This window comes from Ruegeria sp. CDSC021 (genome assembly GCF_059610845.1).
Map to the genome: position 1 here is coordinate 15,359 of NZ_JBXWOK010000013.1, position 18,756 is coordinate 34,114.

Here is an 18,756-nt window from a genome sequence, read left to right on the forward strand (position 1 = left end):
TTGGGACGACTCTGTGGGAAAGCTGTGGATAAGTACGTAAACCTCATAAAACTGTCCGTCGGATCAGAAAGCGTCGACACGCTGATCGCATGGCAGGAGAGTCGCATGCCTCTTTACGAGGACGGATTGCCGCGCCACGTGACACGCATGTGGCCCAAACGCGAGGCAGAGATTCTGAATGGCGGATCAATCTATTGGGTGATCAAAGGCGTTGTGCAATGCCGTCAGCGCATCCTACGAATGGACGAAGTGATCGGGGATGACGGCATTCGCCGCTGCGCCATTATTCTGGATCCTGAGGTTCATCGCACCCAGAACGCCCTGAAGCGCCCCTTTCAGGGGTGGCGTTATCTCAAGCCTGAGGACACCCCCGCCGATCTGCCAAAAACCCGCGCGCAGGACGATGCCCTGCCCGATGATCTAAACCGCGCGCTGGCGGATATCGGCGTGCTGTAATCAGGCCAGACGGTCGAGCACCTCAGTCAGAACATCCTTGTCTTCGTCCGTATACTTGGCCACCCGGCTGCGCCATAGGGTTGCTTGCGATTGCAGGATCAGCCCGTCTGTCAGGATTTTCAGATGGTTGGCGCGCAGGGTTTCCCCCGTTGACGTGATATCGGCAATCGCTTCGGCGGTTTCATTCATTACCGTGCCTTCGGTCGCCCCCTGGCTGTCGACCAGCGTATAATCGGCCACGCCCGCATCTGTCAGAAATTCACGCACCAACCGGTGGTATTTGGTGGCAATCCGCAGGCGGTGGCCGTGGGTCTTGCGAAAAGCCGCTGCCGCCGCGTCAAGGTCATCAAGCGTGTCCACGTCGACCCAGCAGGCTGGCGTAGCGATGATCAGATCGGCCTTGCCAAACCCAAGCGGAGATACTTCTTCGACCTGCTGTTCCCAGCGCGGCAGCTTTTCATGCACCAGATCAATTCCGGTGACGCCAAGATGAATGCGACCAGCAGCCAATTCACGCGGAATTTCCCCCGCCGATAACAGGATCAGCGAGACACCCTCGATCCCTTCCACCTTACCGGCATATTCGCGGTCCGACCCACTGCGAGACAGGGTGATGCCGCGCTTTTCGAACCACGAAAAGGTCTTTTCCATCAACCGGCCCTTTGAAGGCACGCCCAGTTTCAGGCTCATTGCGCGTCCTCCTCAATCTCCAGCATCAGGTCCGGGCGCAGCACGCCGCCAACTGCGGGGATTTCTGCCCCTTTGCCCAAGTGGCGGGTCAGTGCATCATAGCGCCCCCCAGTGGCAATGGGCGGCAAATCCGGCCGGCCCTCGGCGTAGAAACCAAAGACAAACCCATCATAATACTCCATCGAGGTCCGGCCATAAGACGCTTCGAAATCCAACCTGTCCACATCCACGCCGCGCGCTTGCAAGGCCGCGATCCGCGCCTCAAGCCGGTCCAGTGCCGGGGTGATCTGCGGCAAGTCCACCGCCACGTCGCGCAGCTGTTCAAGCGCAAAGGGCATGGTTTCGCGGACGTTCAGCAGGGTTTCCAACCCGGCCAGTTCGTTGTCGGAAATCGGTGGGGTATCACGATCCTCACGCAGGGCTTCGATCCGCGCCTGAATTTCAGAGGCGCGGCGCTTGCCGATCATAGGCGCGTCGGTTGCCAAAGGGTCAGCAGCCTCGAGTAAGGTCTTGCGTCCTTCAGGCCCCGGCTTGCGCCCAGCGAAACGGTCCAGCAAGACGCGAAAACGGCGGGGCCGCCACAGATGGCGCATCAGGGCCGCCTTGCGCCGGTCGGAAGTCCTCAGCCCCTGGACAGCAGCGGTCAGAATACCGATATCCCCGGTTGCCGCCCGCAGGGGCAACCCACGCAGTTGCAGCGCAAACAGCGAAAACACTTCGGCATCGGCACTGGCCGGATCGGTGCGATCAAACACCTCATACCCGACCTGGATATATTCATTCGCGCGATCCGGATCGTGTTCCTGCCTTCGAAACACCTCACCCGAGTAGGTATAGCGCGCCGGTTCGGCACCGTCGGACATGTGCATCTGCACCACCGGCAGCGTGAAATCCGGGCGCAGCATTTGTTCACCATGCAGCGCATCCGAGGTCACGTAAGCACGGGCGCGAATGTCTTCCCCATAGAGGTCCAGCAACGTTTCAGCCGGTTGCAACAGAGGCGGATCAACAACCCGGGCACCTGCGGTCTCGAAACGCACCCGCATCATCGCGGCGCGCGTCTGTATCTGAGTACGGTTGGCCATGGCTCAGTCCTGATTGTCCAGAATTTCGCGCACCTTGGCGACCAGATCACCGCGCGGAACCTCAAACTGACTTGGGCGTTCTTTCCATTCCTCAAGCGTGGCGCTTTCTGCAATCTTGGCGCCAAGGATCAGGTCCTTGATCTGCACGATCCCGTTCGCCTTTTCATCACCACCTTCGATGACCGCAATGGGTGAGTTCCGCTTGTCCGCATATTTCAGCTGATTGCCAAAGTTCTTGGGGTTCCCCAGATAGACCTCGGCCCGGATACCTGCATTGCGCAGCTCGGCCACCATGGCCTGATAATCCGCCATGCGGTCGCGATCCATGACGGTGACAACCACCGGCCCCTTGGCCTGTGCGCTGATCCGCCCCTTTTCGCGCAGGGCGGCCAGCAGACGGTCAACCCCGATCGAGACGCCGGTCGCGGGCACTTCCTGTCCAGTGAAACGCTTGACCAGATCGTCATAGCGCCCGCCGCCTGCGACAGAGCCGAACTGCCGCTTGCGGCCTTTCTCGTCAAAGATATCAAAGGTCAACTCGGCCTCATAGACCGGACCGGTGTAGTAGCCCAACCCACGCACGACCGATGGGTCAATCTCGATCCGATCCGCGCCATAGCCGCCGGCTTCCAGCAAGGTCCCGATCTGTTCCAGTTCGCCAATGCCATCCGCACCGATTTGGCTGTCACCCACGGCGGCACGCAGATTGGCCAGCGTTCCTGCGGTATCTGCAGCTTTAGAGGTCAGGAAGGCGATGACCGGTTCTGCCTGATCATCGCTTAGACCCACGCCGTCGATGAAGGCACCTGACGCGTCCAGACGACCCTTGGTCAGCAATTCGCGCACGCCTGCTTCGCCCACCTTATCGAACTTGTCGATGGTGCGCAGCACGCTGTCACGGGCGGCAGCGTCTTCGCCCAGACCCATCGCCTCGAGCACGCCGTTCAGAACCTTGCGATTATTCACCCGCACCAGATAGTCACCGCGCGGGATGCCCACGGTTTCCAGCGTATCCGACAACATGGCGCAAATCTCGGCATCCGCCGCCATTGATGCGGTACCCACAGTATCCGCATCACATTGATAAAACTGGCGATACCGCCCTGGACCTGGCTTTTCGTTGCGCCAGACCGGACCCATCGCATAGCGGCGATAAGGTGTCGGCAGATCGTTGCGGTGTTGCGCATAGACGCGGGCCAATGGCGCGGTCAGGTCATAGCGCAGGGCCATCCAATCGCCCTTGTCGTTCTCATCGAATTCCTGCCAGGCAAAGACGCCTTCGTTCGGACGATCCACGTCAGGCAGGAACTTGCCCAGCGCTTCGACCGTTTCGACCGCGCTGCTCTCCAAAGCATCAAAGCCATAGCGATGATAGACACCCGCGATAGTCCGCAGCATCTCGGTGCGCTGCGTGACTTCCTCGCCAAAATAGTCGCGAAACCCCTTCGGCGTTACGGCCTTGGGGCGGGGCTGTTTCTTGGGCTTGGCCATTTGGGGCGTCCTTGGGCGTTAAGTGTTCCGCGCGCGGTCTATCCCATGGCCCGTTTCGGGGCAAGGCGCGCTTTCGCTGGCCTTGCACAGCCGGTGCCGTTATGACCGGCGCGAGACAGGAGTTTCCAATGCAACATCTGGAAGAGCAGATCGCCCATCTGACCCGCACGGTCGAAGATCTGAACACAATCGTCACGCGCCAGCAGGATGAGATCGACAACTTGACCCGCCGGGTTGAGGTGCTGATGCGCCGCGAAGGTGAACGGGCACAAGAAGGATCAGGCGGCATCATCCTCGGAGACGAACGCCCGCCGCATTATTGAGCGATTACAAGCCGAGCGTCGTTTTCACCGCATTGTCGACAACCCCGCCCAACAGGGCATGCTGGTCCTCGGCGCAGCCCTCTCTCAATGCGGCTATGAAGGTCTCGCTCAGTTTCGCTTTGTCCTCGTCCGTGCTTGCGTGATCATTGATATCAATCTGGCGGTTATAGATCGACAGTGCTGTCATCTTCTCGACAACAGCAAAGATATAGGTCTCATCACCGTCCGACTCTTCAACCACCGTTGCACAGGTATGATACATGACGGGCAATGCGTCCTGAACCATTTGTTCAGCAGCTTCGTCTGCGATGGCCATGCCCGGAACGATCATCCACAGGCTTGCGAGAGCGGTTTCCATTTGGGTCAAACGCATCGCAGTCATTTCCAGTTATGTCCAATAAAGGCCCCGGCCACGCCGCCGATTGCCGCGCCCTTGCCATCACCAATCAAAGCACCGACGCCCGCCCCGATCAACGCGCCTTCGATGGTGTTCTTTTTCTTCTTGTCGTCCGCCACCGCCGACCCGGCGGTGACCAAGGCCATCGACGCGGCCAATATCAATGTTCGAAAACCGAAATGTGGGATCGTCATATGGTTGCCCTCCTGCGGCATCACCAGAAAATCTCATTCTGTCTTCAGACTATCCGGCGGGCGAATGTCAGGCAACTTTTCAGGGGCGGTCAGATTTCCTCGACCGACATCACGCCGTCCAGCGACTTGATCGCCCCTTTGATCTGCGGGTTGATCGGGAATTCCTGGCCAAGGTCCATCTCGACATCTCCCGGCAGGCCAGGATCAAGCAGGCACAGATGGATAGGCCCTTTCGCAGCCCCCTTGGCTGCGCCAGCGGCATCTTCCAGAACTTTGGCAACTGTGGGCAGAACCTGCGACTGATCAACAAAAATGCGCAGCCCGGTCGCCCCTGCCTCGGCCACGACCGCATCTACCCGCCCGACGGACCGGCCTAGCAGTTTGAGTTGATCGGCCTCCATCGTTGCTTCGGCGGTCAGCACCACCTGTGCACCGGTTTCCAGAAACTCACGGGATTTCTCCAGCGTTTCGGAAAACAGTGTGACCTCATAGGCACCTGTAGGGTCAGAAAGTTGGGCAAAGGCAAACCGGTTTCCGCGCGCAGATTTCCGTTCCTGCCGCCCAGCCACTACACCGGCCATCTTGGCGATCAGCGGACCCGAGCGTGCCTTTTCCATCACCTCATCCAGTGTCAGTACCTGCTTGCGTTTTAGGGCAGGCATATAATCATCCAGCGGGTGGCCGGACAGGTAAAATCCGATGGCCTTGAACTCTTCGCTCAAACGCTCGGCAGGCAACCAGTCCGGCGTCGGCGAAAGGCGTGGCTCGGGCAGGTCGTCGCCCGCCTCGCCGAACAGCGATACCTGGTTCGAGTTCTTCTGATCGTGGATCGCAGCTGAATATTGCACCAGCGGATCAAGGCTTTCGAAGACGCGGCGGCGGTTCTTGTCGAGTTCATCAAACGCGCCAGCACGCGCCAGCATTTCCAAGGGCCGCTTGCCGACCTTCTTCAGATCAACGCGGCGGGCAAAGTCGAAGAGGTTGACGAACGGTTTGCCTGCACGTCCTTCTACTACCAAATTCATCGCCTCAACGCCGACGTTTTTCAACGCGCCCAGCGCGTAAACCAGATGCTGATCCACCACGTCAAACGTGGATTGCGAGCGGTTCACACAGGGCGGTATGTAAGGCAGTTCCAACCCTTTGCGGACTTCCTCGAAGTAAACCGCCAGCTTGTCAGTCAGATGGATATCGCAGTTCATGACCCCGGCCATGAACTCGACCGGGTGGTTCGCCTTCAACCAGCCGGTCTGATAGCTGACCACGGCATAGGCGGCAGCGTGGGATTTGTTGAAGCCATAGTTGGCGAATTTATCCAACAGGTTCCAGACCTCGGTCGCCTTAGCCTCGTCCACGTCATTCTCAGCAGCGCCTTTGAGGAACTTAGGCCGCTCTGCGTCCATCGCCTCCTGAATTTTCTTACCCATCGCGCGGCGCAGCAAATCCGCTCCGCCAAGGCTATAGCCCGCCATTTCCTGAGCGATCTGCATAACCTGTTCCTGGTAGACGATAATGCCTTGGGTTTCGTCAAGGATATGGTCGATGGAAGGGTGCAGCGTGTCCCGTTCGCTCAGCTTGTTCTTGACCTCGCAGAACTTGGGGATGTTCTCCATCGGGCCCGGACGGTATAGCGCGACGAGGGCGATGATATCCTCGATACAATCCGGTTTCATCCGCTTGAGCGCATCCATCATGCCCGAGGATTCCACCTGGAACACCGCTACGGTCTTGGCCGCTGAGTAGAGTTTGTAAGTCGCTTCATCATCCAGCGGGATGGCGTTAATCTGGTTCGCCGCCCCCTCGGCGGCTTCGTACAGCTCGGTTCCGTCAGCAGCGATGTGCAGGTCGCGCCCGGATTTGAAGATCAGATCCATCGCATTCTGGATCACGGTCAGTGTCTTCAGACCCAGAAAGTCGAACTTGACCAGCCCGGCCTGTTCTACCCATTTCATGTTGAACTGGGTCGCAGGCATGTCGGAACGCGGATCCTGATACAGCGGCACCAGCGCATCCAGCGGACGGTCGCCAATCACCACACCAGCCGCGTGGGTCGACGCGTTTCGCAACAGCCCCTCGACCTGCTGGCCATAAGTCAGCAGACGGTCCACAACCTCTTCATTACGCGCCTCTTCACGCAGACGCGGTTCGTCTTTAAGCGCCTTTTCAATCGAGACGGGTTTCACCCCTTCGACCGGGATCATCTTGGACAGGCGATCCACCTGCCCGTATGGCATCTGCAAAACCCGCCCGATGTCACGCACGGCGGCCTTCGACAGCAGCGCGCCAAAAGTTATGATCTGCCCAACCTTGTCGCGCCCATATTTCTGCTGCACGTAGCGGATCACCTCTTCGCGGCGGTCCATGCAGAAGTCGATATCGAAGTCAGGCATCGATACCCGTTCAGGGTTCAGGAAACGTTCGAACAGCAGCGAATAACGCAACGGATCAAGGTCGGTGATCGTCAGCGCATAGGCCACCAGCGACCCCGCGCCCGAGCCCCGCCCCGGCCCAACCGGGATGTCCTGATCCTTTGACCATTGGATGAAATCGGCAACGATCAGGAAATAACCGGGAAACCCCATGCCCTCGATGATGTCCAGTTCGAAATCCAGCCGCTTCTGATACTCTTCAGGGGTTACCGCATGCGGGATCACGGCCAGACGTTTCTGCAGACCTTCATTGGCGATGCGGCGCAGCTCGGCCACCTCGTCATCGGCGAATTTCGGCAGGATCGGATCGCGGCGATAGGCCATGAACGCACAGCGCCTGGCGATCTCGACTGTGTTTTCGATTGCTTCGGGCAGATCGGCGAACAGGGTCGCCATTTCCTGCTGCGACTTGAAATAATGCTGTGCGGTCAGACGGCGGCGGCCATCCTGCTGATCGACATAAGCGCCCTCGGCAATACAGATCAACGCATCATGCGCTTCGTACATGTCCGTGGTCGGGAAGTAGACATCGTTGGTAGCCACCAGCGGAAGGTTCTTGGCATAGGCCATTTCAACATGGCCGCGCTCGGTCAGACGTTCGGCCTCGGGCTGACCACCCTCGCCTGGATGGCGCTGTAATTCGACATACAGACGATCCGGGAACATGGTTGCAAGGCGATCCACCAAGACCTCGGCCGCTGGGCGCTGCCCTTGCTGCAACAAGCGACCCACCGGTCCGTCGGGGCCGCCAGACAGGCAGATCAGACCATCCGAGCGCTCTGTCAGTTCATCCAATGTCACCTGCGGCAACTGCCCGCCCTTGTCCACATACAGGCAAGAGCTGAGCTTCATTAGGTTTTCATACCCGACCTCTGACTGCGCCAGCAGCACCAGCGGCGCGGGGGCTTTCGCTTTCTCGCCCGGTTGCGCCTGCAGGTAGGTCAGGTCGACCTGGCACCCCATGATCGGCTGAACACCCGCCCCGCTGGCGGTGACCGAAAACTCCAGCGCAGAGAACATGCTGTTGGTGTCCGTGACGGCGACGGCGGGCATCTCAAGCTTTTCACACAGACCAGGCAGCTTTTTCAGCCGCACGGCGCCTTCCAGCAGGGAATATTCGGTGTGAACGCGGAGGTGGATGAATCGTGGAGTGCTGCTCATGCCGCCCACGCTATCGCAGCCAGTGATGGTACAAAAGCCTGAACCTTAGGTTCGGATTGCCAAAAAAACAGGCGCTGATTGTTCGGGAAATCCATAAGGTGCTTCGGACTCTGAGGGTGAAACATGCTACAAAACCTTTTATTTTCAATGTGATGAACATCGAAACCACATGAAACACAAGGATCGGACCAATGAAATGATACATCAGAAGCGCGGTTTTTCTTGCCAGATTGGCTGCGCTGTTTCTAACATCTAGTGGCAAGCTATCCGCCCGCACTCTTTCTACGTCGCATCGAAGGAGAGCATTCAGAGGCGCAATTCGGTAACGCGACGGGTTTCACGAATGGATATCACGTTTCTTCTGAACGGAGAGACAGTGGAGTTGGCGAATGTCGATCCGACAGTCACCTTGTTGGATTGGCTGCGCGAGGATCGCTCTCTGACCGGCACCAAAGAAGGCTGCAACGAAGGTGATTGCGGTGCCTGCACTGTCATGGTGACGGATCAGGGAGGAGCCAAAGCTCTGAACTCCTGCATTCTGTTCCTGCCTCAGCTCCACGGCAAAGCGGTGCGCACCGTCGAAGGCGCCAGCAGCCCGGACGGGAAGGCCCACCCGGTACAGCAGGCAATGGTTGATCTGCACGGGTCGCAATGTGGCTTTTGCACCCCCGGCTTTGTAATGTCGATGGTGGCCGGGCATGCGAATGGTGCAACCGATCACGACACACAGCTGGCCGGGAACCTGTGCCGATGCACGGGCTATGCGCCGATTATCCGTGCCGCCAAAGCCGTCGAAAAGCACCCTGTTCCCGTCTGGGTCAAGGACAAGCCTGACGCAGCACCCGCCGCGTCTCCTATGCTGCCGCGGTCCTCGGACGAGCTTGCCGCCATTTATGCCGAACACCCAGAGGCCACCCTGGTCGCTGGCGCGACCGATGTAGGCCTTTGGGTCACCAAACAGTTGCGCAACCTGAAAACAGTAATCTTCATGAACGGTTGCGATGATCTGAAACAGATCACGGTTACTGACAATGAAATTCGCCTTGGTGCCATGGTCGATATGAACCGCATGGGCGAAGCGCTGGGGGATCTGCACCCCTCTTATGCTGAAATGATCCGCCGCTATGCCAGCGTACAGGTGCGGCACGCCGCAACCGTAGGCGGTAATATCGCCAATGGGTCACCAATCGGTGACAACCCGCCTGCACTGATTGCCCTGGGCGCCAGCCTGCACCTGCGCAAAGGCGACACAAGGCGAACGCTGCCCTTGGAAAAGTTCTTCATCGACTATGGAAAACAGGATCGCGTACCCGGAGAATTCGTCGAAGCCGTAAGCTTCCCGCGCCAGGCGGATCGGTTGAAATGCTACAAGCTCAGCAAACGGTTTGATCAGGATATTTCGGCCGTTTGTGGGTGTTTCAACATTACCGTTGCAGAAGGTACCGTCACTCAGGCGCGCATCGCATTTGGCGGCATGGCGGGCGTTCCGAAACGCGCCACTCAAGTCGAAGCTTCGTTGACCGGCAAGCCATGGACGGCTGCTACCGTTCAATCCGCTCTGACGATGTTTGCCGAGGATTACGCGCCAATGTCAGATATGCGCGCCTCGGCTCATTACCGCCTTGAGACGGCGAAAGCGATGCTGGAGCGTTATTTCCTTGAAGATCAGGGCCAGGCAACCAATGTGCTGGAGGTGTCGGCATGAGCGTGACAAAACCACTGCCTCATGACGCCGCGCCGCTGCATGTCTCCGGTTCGGCCCGCTATGTGGACGATATCCCAACACCAAAAGGCACGTTGCATCTGGCCTTTGGTCTCAGCCCCATCGCCAAGGGCACAATCGCCGCGATTGACCTGTCTGCAGTCAAGGCCGCCGACGGTGTCGTCATGGTGATGACCGCCGAAGACCTGCCCTTTGCGAATGATGTCTCACCGTCCATTCACGATGAACCTTTGTTGTCGGACGGCTCTGTCCACTATATCGGGCAGCCCGTATTTCTGGTTGTCGCCACCAGCCATCTGGCCGCGCGCAAAGCTGCACGACTGGGCAAGATCGACTATGCTGAAGAAACGCCAATTCTGACGATTGAAGAGGCGCTGGCCGCCGACAGTCGGTTCGAGGACGGCCCGCGCATCTACACCAAAGGTGATGCAGACGCCGCCATCGCAGGCGCGGCGCATGTGATCGAAGGCAGTTTTGAGCTTGGCGGGCAAGAGCATTTCTATCTGGAAGGTCAAGCCGCACTGGCGGTGCCGAATGAGGGTGCTGATATGCTGGTCCATAGCTCGACCCAGCACCCGACTGAGATTCAGCACAAAGTGGCAGAGGCTCTGGGTGTTCCCATGCATGCTGTGCGCGTTGAAACCCGGCGCATGGGCGGCGGGTTCGGGGGCAAGGAAAGCCAGGGCAACGCTCTGGCTGTTTCCTGCGCAGTGGCTGCGCGGGCAACCGGCACAGCCTGCAAGATGCGCTATGACCGCGATGACGACATGATCATCACCGGTAAGCGGCATGCCTTTCGCATTGGCTATAGGGCCGGGTTCGATCAGGACGGGCATATTCAGGGGGTATCCTTTCTGCACCACGCCATATGCGGATGGGCACAAGACCTGTCGCTGCCCGTCGCGGACCGGGCGATGCTGCATTCCGACAATGCGTATCTGCTGCCCAATGCGCGGATCGAAAGTCACCGGCTGAAAACCAACACCCAATCTGCCACCGCCTATCGGGGGTTTGGAGGCCCTCAGGGTATGGTTGGAATCGAACGCGTCATGGACCACGCCGCGCATGAGTTGGGTCTGGACCCGGTCGAGCTGCGCCGCAGGAACTATTACGCTGCCCCGGCGGGTACCGATGACCATGCCCCTGATCGCAGTGGCGGCGATACGCCAAACACCACCCCTTATGGCATGGAAGTCGAAGATTTCGAACTTCACGGCATGACCGAAGCCTTGTTGAATTCCAGCGACTATGCCGCGCGCAAGGCAGCAATTCAGAAATGGAATGCCGAGAACAGCGTGATCAAAAAGGGCATCGCCTTCTCTCCGGTCAAGTTCGGCATTTCCTTCACCCTGACCCATCTGAATCAGGCCGGCGCGCTGGTGCATGTGTATCAGGACGGGTCCGTGCACCTGAACCATGGCGGTACCGAGATGGGCCAGGGCCTGTTTCAAAAAGTGGCCCAGGTTGCCGCCTCACGCTTTGGTATTCCGCTAGAGATGGTGAAGATCACCGCCACAGACACGGCCAAAGTGCCGAACACCTCGGCAACGGCGGCATCCTCGGGAAGCGATCTCAACGGTATGGCGGTGAAAGCCGCCTGTGACACGATCCGCGACCGGATGGCAGAGTATCTGGCCGAGCGACATCAGGCCGACCCGTCGGCTGTCACCTTCGGGGATGGTCATGTATCGGTTGGTGAGGAACGCTATACCTTTGCCGAAGCGGCTGCGCTGACCTATCAGGGCCGCATCAGCCTTTCGGCCACCGGCTTCTATAAGACACCCAAGATCGAATGGGACCGGATCAAAGGCCAAGGTCGTCCGTTTTTCTACTTCGCCTATGGCGCCTCGATCACCGAAGTTGCCGTGGACACACTAACCGGTGAGAACCGCATCTTGCGCACGGATATCCTGCATGACGCGGGCGCGTCGCTGAACCCTGCGCTGGATATCGGTCAGGTCGAAGGTGGCTATGTGCAGGGCGCGGGTTGGTTGACGACCGAAGAACTCGTCTGGGATGGCACAGGCAATCTGCGCACCCATGCGCCATCGACCTACAAGATCCCGGCTTGTTCCGACCGCCCCGACATCTTCAACGTTGCGCTTTGGGAGGCTGAAAACCGTGAGGACACGATCTATCGCTCGAAAGCAGTAGGCGAACCTCCATTCATGCTTGGGATATCCGCCTGGCTGGCACTGTCGAATGCGGTGGCGGCCTGCGGAAACGGCTACCCCGCATTGGATGCCCCCGCCACGGCAGAAGAAGTCTGGCATGGTGTCCAAAGGATGAAGGGGGACGACTGATGGGATTTGACCTTGAGACTTTGAGGGAGGCGGTCAAAACCCATGGGCGCGTGATCCGGGTAGTCATCGCCGGGATCAAGGGCTCGTCCCCACGCGAGGTTGGTGCCGCAATGCTGGTCTGGCAGGACGGGCAATCCGGCACGATCGGTGGCGGCACACTTGAGTTTCAGGCAGCCGAAGCGGCGCGGATACAAACCGCCCAATCGCGCCTGACCCATCACGCGCTTGGCCCCGACATGGGCCAGTGCTGCGGTGGCGCTGTTTCCTTGCTAAGCGAGGTCTATGACCGCAACAACATCAACGATCTGGACGACAGCATCATCGCGCGCCCAACATCGAACCAGGACATGCCACTGTCGGTCAAACGCCTGTTGACCGAAGCCCGCGGACAGGGGATTGCACCAGAGGCACAGCTGATCGAAGGCTGGATGGTCGAGCCGGTCCACAAACCAGCGCGTGCACTGTGGGTCTGGGGCGCGGGTCACGTCGGTCGCGCCCTGGTGGATGTCCTGTCACCGCTGCCCGATCTCGCAATCACTTGGGTCGATACAGGATCCAAGCGGTTTCCAGAAACCGTACCGAACGGAGTCACCGCCGTCCCTGCCGCGAAACCAGCGGAACTGGTTCGGCATGCGCCGCGTGATGCTGAACATCTGGTGCTGACTTATTCACACAATCTGGACTTGGAATTGTGCAACCGTCTGCTTTCGCACGATTTCCGCTTTGCGGGGCTGATCGGCTCGGCTACGAAATGGGCGCGGTTCCGGTCTCGGCTGGCAGCGCTGGGGCACTCGCCCGAGCGGATCAGCCGGATCACCTGCCCGATTGGCGACCCGGGCCTGGGCAAGCACCCGCAGATGATTGCCGTGGGCGTCGCATCACAACTGCTGCGCCCGATCGGGCAAAACAATTTGAAGAAGGATCTGAGCGCGTGACCACTCCACTGCTAAGTTTGCAAGGACTGACCAAAGCCTATCCCGGCGTCGTGGCCAATGATCAGGTGTCCTTTGACATCGGTGAGGGCGAAGTTCATGCCCTGTTGGGCGAAAACGGCGCGGGAAAATCCACGCTGGTCAAAATGATCTATGGCTTGGTGAAGCCCGACAGCGGCACCATGCTGTTGCGTGGCCAACCCTTTGCTCCGCCCGAGCCGCGCGCCGCGCGTGCTGACGGAATCGCGATGGTATTTCAGCATTTTTCGCTGTTCGACGCGCTGAACGTGGCCGAGAACATCGCATTGGGGATGGAGAACCCGCCGCCAATGGGCGACCTGGCCTCGCGCATTCGGGAAGTTTCGGAAACCTACGGCCTACCGCTGGACCCCTTTCGTACAGTCGGCGACCTGTCTGCGGGGGAACGCCAACGGGTTGAGATCATTCGCTGCCTTCTGCAGGATCCAAAGCTTTTGATCATGGACGAACCAACCAGTGTTCTGACTCCGCAAGAAGTCGATATCCTTTTCGAAACGCTGAATAAATTGCGGTCTGAAGGCACATCGATCCTGTATATCTCGCACAAGCTTGAAGAAATCCGCACCCTATGCGACCACGCTACGATCTTGCGTTTGGGCAAGAATGTGGGCGAATGCGTTCCGTCTGAAACCTCGGCCCGGGAGATGGCCGAGTTGATGGTCGGTTCAACCCTGCAAACACCTGAGCGCGGAGGCCGCGAGTTCGGCGAGGTCGCGCTGGATGTCAGCGGGCTTTCCGTGCCCTCACCGTCTGAATTCGGCACCGCGCTGAAGAATGTCCACATGACAGTTCGCAAAGGCGAAGTGCTGGGAATTGGCGGTGTTGCCGGCAACGGACAGGACGAACTGCTGGGTGTCCTGTCTGGCGAAATCCAGACAGCTGCCGATGCGATCAAGTTCAATGGCCAGCCGATTGGCAAACTGGGCCCAACCGCACGGCGCAAGCTGGGCGTACTGACCGCCCCCGAAGAGCGGTTGGGACATGCAGCCGCCCCAGACATGAGCCTGACCGAAAACGCCCTGCTGACCGGATCGGTCCGCGAAGGGTTGGAAAGCAACGGGTTCTTGAAATGGGCAGATACCAAAAGCTTTGCTGAAAAGATCATCAGCGCCTTTGATGTGCGCACGCCAGGGCCCGAGAATGCGGCCCGGTCATTGTCAGGCGGCAACCTACAGAAATTCGTGATCGGACGCGAAGTGTTGCAGAACCCCGATGTACTGGTTGTGAACCAACCCACATGGGGGGTGGACGCCGCTGCCGCTGCGTCGATCCGACAGGCCATTCTGGACCTTGCCGCCAAGGGCACGGCGGTGGTCTGCATCAGCCAGGATCTGGACGAATTGATGGAAATCTCGGACAGCTTTGCCGCCCTGAACGAAGGCAGGCTCAGCGCGCCACGCACAACCACGGGTCTGACCGTGGATGAGATCGGCCTGATGATGGGCGGTGCACATGGCATGGAGGTAGCCCATGTCTGATGCAAAACAAAATATGACGACGGGGGTGTGAGCAGATGATTGTATTGGAGAAACGGCCACAGCCGTCCAAGGCGTGGTCTTATGCGACCCCGCTTGTGGCGGTACTGGCGACGATGCTGTTTGGCGGCATATTGTTTGCCGTCCTGGGTAAAAACCCGGTTCAGGCCATCGGCACCATTTTCTGGGAGCCTCTGTTCGGTGAATTCGCCTTTTATTACCGCCCGCAGCTGCTGGTGAAGGGCGCGCCGTTGGTGCTGATTGCGATTGGCCTGTCGTTAGGCTTCCGCGCCGGTATCTGGAACATCGGCGCCGAGGGTCAGTATATCATGGGCGCCATCTTTGGTGCGGGGGCCGGGCTGGCCTTTTACCCGCTGGATGCCTGGTATGTCTTTCCGATCATGGTGATGGCAGGTGCGCTTGGCGGTTGGCTCTGGGCCTCTATTCCGGCCTTTCTGAAGGTGCGCTTTGGCACCAATGAAATTCTGGTCTCGCTGATGCTGGTCTATGTGGCTGAACAGATGATGGCCTCGGTCTCGCTGGGACTACTGAAAAACCCCGAAGGGTTCGGTTTTCCGGGTTCACGCAATCTGCAATCCTATGAGAGTGCGCATAATGCCGAGCTGATCGCAGGATCGGGGATGCATTGGGGCGTTGTGACCGCACTGATAGCCGTGATCTTTTCCTATATCCTGCTGAACCGGCACATGCTGGGCTTTCACATCCGCCTGACGGGTGAGGCCCCGCGCGCAGCCAAATTCGCCGGGGTAAACCCAGCACGACTGATCCTGTTCTGTCTTGGCCTGTCAGGCGCACTGGCCGGGCTGGCGGGGATGTTCGAAGTCTCGGGCCCCTCGGGTGTTGTCAGCATCGACTTTAACGTCGGCTATGGCTTTACCGCGATCATCGTGGCCTTTCTGGGTCGACTGCATCCGGTGGGCATCCTGCTAGCCGGTGGTCTAATGGCGTTGACCTATATCGGTGGTGAAATTGCGCAGTCCCAAATGGGTCTTCCTGCCGCGGCTATTCAAGTATTCCAGGGGATGCTGCTGTTCTTCCTGCTGGCCTTCGACCTTTTGACCAACTACCGCATCCGTGCGGCCCGTAGCGAGGTGGCGTAATCATGGACCTAGGTGAGATTAATCCCGTACTTCTGGTCGCGTCACTGATGGTGGCTGCAACTCCCCTGCTTCTGGCCGCGATCGGTGAATTGGTCGTCGAAAAAGCAGGAGTTCTGAACCTTGGCGTAGAGGGCATGATGATCGTTGGCGCGATCAGCGGTTTTGCGATCTCGGTCGAGACTGGGTCGCCCTGGCTGGGCTTTGTCGCCGCGGCCATAGGCGGTGCAGTACTGTCCCTGCTGTTTGTGCTGCTGACGCAGGTGGCGCTGGCCAATCAGGTTGCCAGCGGCCTGGCGCTGACTCTGTTTGGTTTAGGGTTCAGCGCCCTGCTCGGTCAAAGCTATGTGGGGGTCAAACCCCCCAGCATGGGCGATATCCATATCCCGGTGATCAGCGATATTCCGGTGATTGGCCCGATCCTGTTTCAGCATGACCCGATCCTTTATGTCGGCATCGCTTTGACAGCGGCCGTCTGGGCTACGCTTAAATACACTCGCGTCGGACTGATCCTGCGCGCGGTAGGTGAAAACCACGATGCGGCACATGCGCTTGGCTATAAGGTGATCAAGATCCGCATCATGGCGATCCTGTTCGGCGGTGCCTGTGCCGGGCTGGGTGGGGCCTATATCAGCTTGATCCGGGTGCCACAGTGGACCGAGGGCATGACAGCCGGTGTCGGCTGGATCGCCCTGGCCTTGGTCGTCTTCGCCAGTTGGAAGCCATGGCGCGCCCTGCTGGGTGCCTATTTGTTCGGCGGTATCACCGTGTTGCAGCTGAATTTGCAGGCAGCGGGCGTTGCCATCCCGGTCGAGTATCTGGCAATGTCGCCCTACATCATCACGATCCTTGTGCTTGTGATCCTTTCCGCCGACAAAAGCAGCGCACCTGCCTCACTCGGCCGGATATTCCATGCCTCGCATTAGACGGGGACAACTGAACCAACTTGGGGAGTAACACATGAAAATTACTACATTTCTGGCAAGCGCCGCCATGGCGCTGGGTTTGGCAACTACTGCCATAGCTGAAGACAAAACCAAGGTCGGCTTTGTATTTGTCGGCCCGGTGGGCGACGGCGGCTGGACCTATGAACATAACAAGGGCCGTCTGGCGGTTGAGGAAGAGTTCGGCGACAAAGTCGAAACCGTGTTTGTTGAATCCGTGCCCGAAGGCCCGGATGCAGAGCGGGTGATGACCCAGATGGCGCTGGAAGGTGCAGACCTGATCTTTACCACCTCGTTCGGATACATGGATCCGACCATCAACGTGGCCAAGAAATTCCCGAACGTGAAGTTCGAACACGCGACCGGCTATAAAACAGCCGACAACGTTTCGGTTTATTCGGCACGTTTCTATGAAGGTCGTGCGGTACAGGGCCATATCGCGGGCAAGATGACCAAGTCGAACATTGTTGGCTATATCGGGTCCTATCCGATCCCCGAAGTGGTCCGCGGAATCAACTCGGCCTATATCCACGCCAAGAAGGTCAACCCGGATGTCGAGTTCAAGATCATCTGGGCCTACACTTGGTTCGATCCGGCGAAAGAAGCAGATGCCGCCACTGTTCTGATCGAACAGGGCGCGGACGTGATCCTGCAGCACACCGACTCGACCGCACCGCAAGCAGCTGCGCAAGAGGCGGGCAACGTCATCACTTTCGGCCAGGCCTCGGACATGAGCGAATACGCTCCGTACCCGCGCGTCTCGTCGATCATCGATGACTGGGCGCCCTACTATATTGCACGGACCCAGGCCGTCATGGATGGCACATGGGAAAGCGCCAATACATGGGATGGCATCCGCGAAGGCATGGTAGCAATCGGCGAAATCTCGGACGCGGTTCCCGCTGACGTCAAAGAAGAGGCACTGGCGCTGAAAGCGGCCATGGCCGCGGGTGAATACCACCCCTTCACCGGACCGCTGAAAAAGCAGGACGGTAGTGACTGGCTGGCCGAAGGCGAGACCGCAGACGACGGTACACTGGCCGGCATGAACTTCTATGTAGAAGGCTTGGAAGGTGAGATTCCGCAGTAAGGCGGCACAGGATAACGCAGAAAGGCCCGCCATGTGCGGGCCTTTTTTGATTTTGCCACCTGTTTTATGCCACTCTTGATCTTCGATAGCCCGAAACCAGCGCCAAGCACATTGATCCGCGGCTCTACCGATCAACGAGGACCAGATGAATTCAAAACGCGAATTGCTGCAGAAACTGTTGAAAGGTATCGAAACCGGGGATGCCGAGGCCGCAGCCGTCGTCAACGAAGAAAAATACATCCAGCACAATCCCCAGACCCATGAAGGCAGCGAGGGGCTGGCCACGTTGTTTGCCCGCCTGTCGAAAACAAATCCCAAGGTTAAATTTGTTCGCGTTTTTGAAGATGGCGAATTCGCTTTTGCCCATAACGAATATGATTTTGCCGAAGTTAAGGCCGCGTTCGAGGTCTTTCGGTTTGAAGACAGCAAAGCTGTTGAGCACTGGGATAACATTCAGCCCCTGCGCGGCCCAAACGCTTCGGGACGCGGCATGCTTGATGGGCCAACTGAAATCACGGATATTGACAGAACCGAACAGAACCGGGAATTGGTCGGCAACTTCTCGCAAACAGTCCTGATAGACCGGCAAACCGAGCGGATGAAGGCGTTTGTTGATGCGAACCTGATACAACACGATCCCGATGGTGTTGACGGCATCGACGCCTATCGCATGGTGCTTGAAGCTAGATCAGACGCGGAGTTGATCGTTCAGTATCACCGCGTCCATCGTGTGCTGGCAGAAGGGAATTTCGTCCTGTGCATGAGCGAAGGTGCCAGTCACGGAAAACATACCAGCTTTTATGATCTGTTTCGGGTCGCAGACGGAGTGATCGTCGAGCATTGGGGCACTATGGAAACCATAGCGCCCCGTAGCGAGTGGAAGAATGACAACGGCAAATTCTGATC

Annotated in this window: 16 protein-coding genes; 10 read left to right on the forward strand and 6 right to left on the reverse strand. The window is 58.6% G+C overall.

The features are described 5' to 3' along the window. Nucleotides 1–24 precede the first annotated feature (24 nt). Entirely contained in the window at nt 25–456 is a 432-nt protein-coding gene (locus AC2FGB_RS16995; RefSeq protein ID WP_281973647.1) for a DUF1489 family protein, read from the forward strand. On the opposite strand, the gene hisG is transcribed toward AC2FGB_RS16995, so the two are convergent. Genes hisG through hisS form a run of 3 tightly spaced genes read right to left on the reverse strand, consistent with a single transcriptional unit; the run spans nt 457 to nt 3,722 of the window. Continuing rightward, the gene (hisG, locus tag AC2FGB_RS17000) at nt 457–1,146 is read right to left on the reverse strand and encodes an ATP phosphoribosyltransferase (RefSeq protein ID WP_271952535.1); all 690 of its coding nucleotides are present in this window, start codon (nt 1,144–1,146) and stop codon (nt 457–459) included. Beyond that, a complete protein-coding gene (locus AC2FGB_RS17005; RefSeq protein WP_142638892.1) occupies nt 1,143–2,231 on the reverse strand; it encodes an ATP phosphoribosyltransferase regulatory subunit in 1,089 nt (362 codons plus the stop codon). Before AC2FGB_RS17005 ends, hisG begins: the two co-directional genes overlap by 4 nt. 3 nt (nt 2,232–2,234) lie before the next feature. Continuing rightward, the gene (gene hisS, locus AC2FGB_RS17010; RefSeq protein ID WP_496694444.1) at nt 2,235–3,722 is read right to left on the reverse strand and encodes a histidine--tRNA ligase; all 1,488 of its coding nucleotides are present in this window, start codon (nt 3,720–3,722) and stop codon (nt 2,235–2,237) included. 128 nt (nt 3,723–3,850) lie between these two features. On the opposite strand from hisS, the gene AC2FGB_RS17015 reads away from it, so the two are divergent. Then, nucleotides 3,851–4,045: a SlyX family protein gene (locus tag AC2FGB_RS17015; RefSeq protein ID WP_142638896.1), complete on the forward strand. Its 195-nt coding sequence runs from the start codon at nt 3,851–3,853 to the stop codon at nt 4,043–4,045. A gap of 4 nt (nt 4,046–4,049) precedes the next feature. Here AC2FGB_RS17015 and AC2FGB_RS17020 read toward each other — a convergent pair whose 3' ends face one another. The 3 genes from AC2FGB_RS17020 to dnaE all read right to left on the reverse strand — a co-directional run bounded on the left by AC2FGB_RS17020 (nt 4,050) and on the right by dnaE (nt 8,226). Further along, nucleotides 4,050–4,403, reverse strand: a complete 354-nt coding sequence (locus AC2FGB_RS17020) for a hypothetical protein (RefSeq protein ID WP_496694445.1) — start codon at nt 4,401–4,403, stop codon at nt 4,050–4,052. Between the two features lie 20 nt (nt 4,404–4,423). Then, nucleotides 4,424–4,636, reverse strand: coding sequence for a YMGG-like glycine zipper-containing protein (locus AC2FGB_RS17025; RefSeq protein WP_142638901.1), 213 nt, complete (start codon nt 4,634–4,636; stop codon nt 4,424–4,426). 89 nt (nt 4,637–4,725) lie between these two features. Beyond that, nucleotides 4,726–8,226 carry a DNA polymerase III subunit alpha gene (gene dnaE / locus AC2FGB_RS17030; protein WP_496694446.1) on the reverse strand — a complete coding sequence of 1,167 codons (3,501 nt, stop codon included), beginning with the start codon at nt 8,224–8,226 and terminating at the stop codon, nt 4,726–4,728. Between the two features lie 343 nt (nt 8,227–8,569). On the opposite strand from dnaE, the gene xdhA reads away from it, so the two are divergent. The 8 genes from xdhA to AC2FGB_RS17070 all read left to right on the forward strand — a co-directional run bounded on the left by xdhA (nt 8,570) and on the right by AC2FGB_RS17070 (nt 18,754). Next, on the forward strand, nt 8,570–9,931 hold the full coding sequence (gene xdhA / locus AC2FGB_RS17035) for a xanthine dehydrogenase small subunit (protein WP_496694447.1): 1,362 nt from the start codon (nt 8,570–8,572) through the stop codon (nt 9,929–9,931). Then, nucleotides 9,928–12,252, forward strand: coding sequence for a xanthine dehydrogenase molybdopterin binding subunit (gene xdhB, locus AC2FGB_RS17040; protein ID WP_496694448.1), 2,325 nt, complete (start codon nt 9,928–9,930; stop codon nt 12,250–12,252). Before xdhA ends, xdhB begins: the two co-directional genes overlap by 4 nt. Continuing rightward, entirely contained in the window at nt 12,252–13,187 is a 936-nt protein-coding gene (gene xdhC, locus AC2FGB_RS17045; protein ID WP_271952550.1) for a xanthine dehydrogenase accessory protein XdhC, read from the forward strand. Before xdhB ends, xdhC begins: the two co-directional genes overlap by 1 nt. Next, a complete protein-coding gene (locus AC2FGB_RS17050; protein ID WP_496694449.1) occupies nt 13,184–14,701 on the forward strand; it encodes an ABC transporter ATP-binding protein in 1,518 nt (505 codons plus the stop codon). The genes xdhC and AC2FGB_RS17050 overlap by 4 nt, the downstream gene beginning before the upstream one ends. Before the next feature lie 35 nt (nt 14,702–14,736). Next, nucleotides 14,737–15,819 carry an ABC transporter permease gene (locus AC2FGB_RS17055; protein ID WP_142638948.1) on the forward strand — a complete coding sequence of 361 codons (1,083 nt, stop codon included), beginning with the start codon at nt 14,737–14,739 and terminating at the stop codon, nt 15,817–15,819. 2 nt (nt 15,820–15,821) lie between these two features. Next, nucleotides 15,822–16,742 carry an ABC transporter permease gene (locus tag AC2FGB_RS17060; protein ID WP_142638949.1) on the forward strand — a complete coding sequence of 307 codons (921 nt, stop codon included), beginning with the start codon at nt 15,822–15,824 and terminating at the stop codon, nt 16,740–16,742. Between the two features lie 34 nt (nt 16,743–16,776). Next, complete coding sequence (locus AC2FGB_RS17065; protein WP_281973637.1) at nt 16,777–17,850, forward strand: BMP family ABC transporter substrate-binding protein; 1,074 nt, start codon at nt 16,777–16,779, stop codon at nt 17,848–17,850. Between the two features lie 145 nt (nt 17,851–17,995). Then, nucleotides 17,996–18,754, forward strand: coding sequence for a nuclear transport factor 2 family protein (locus tag AC2FGB_RS17070; RefSeq protein ID WP_496694450.1), 759 nt, complete (start codon nt 17,996–17,998; stop codon nt 18,752–18,754). The last annotated feature ends 2 nt before the right edge of the window (nt 18,755–18,756 follow it).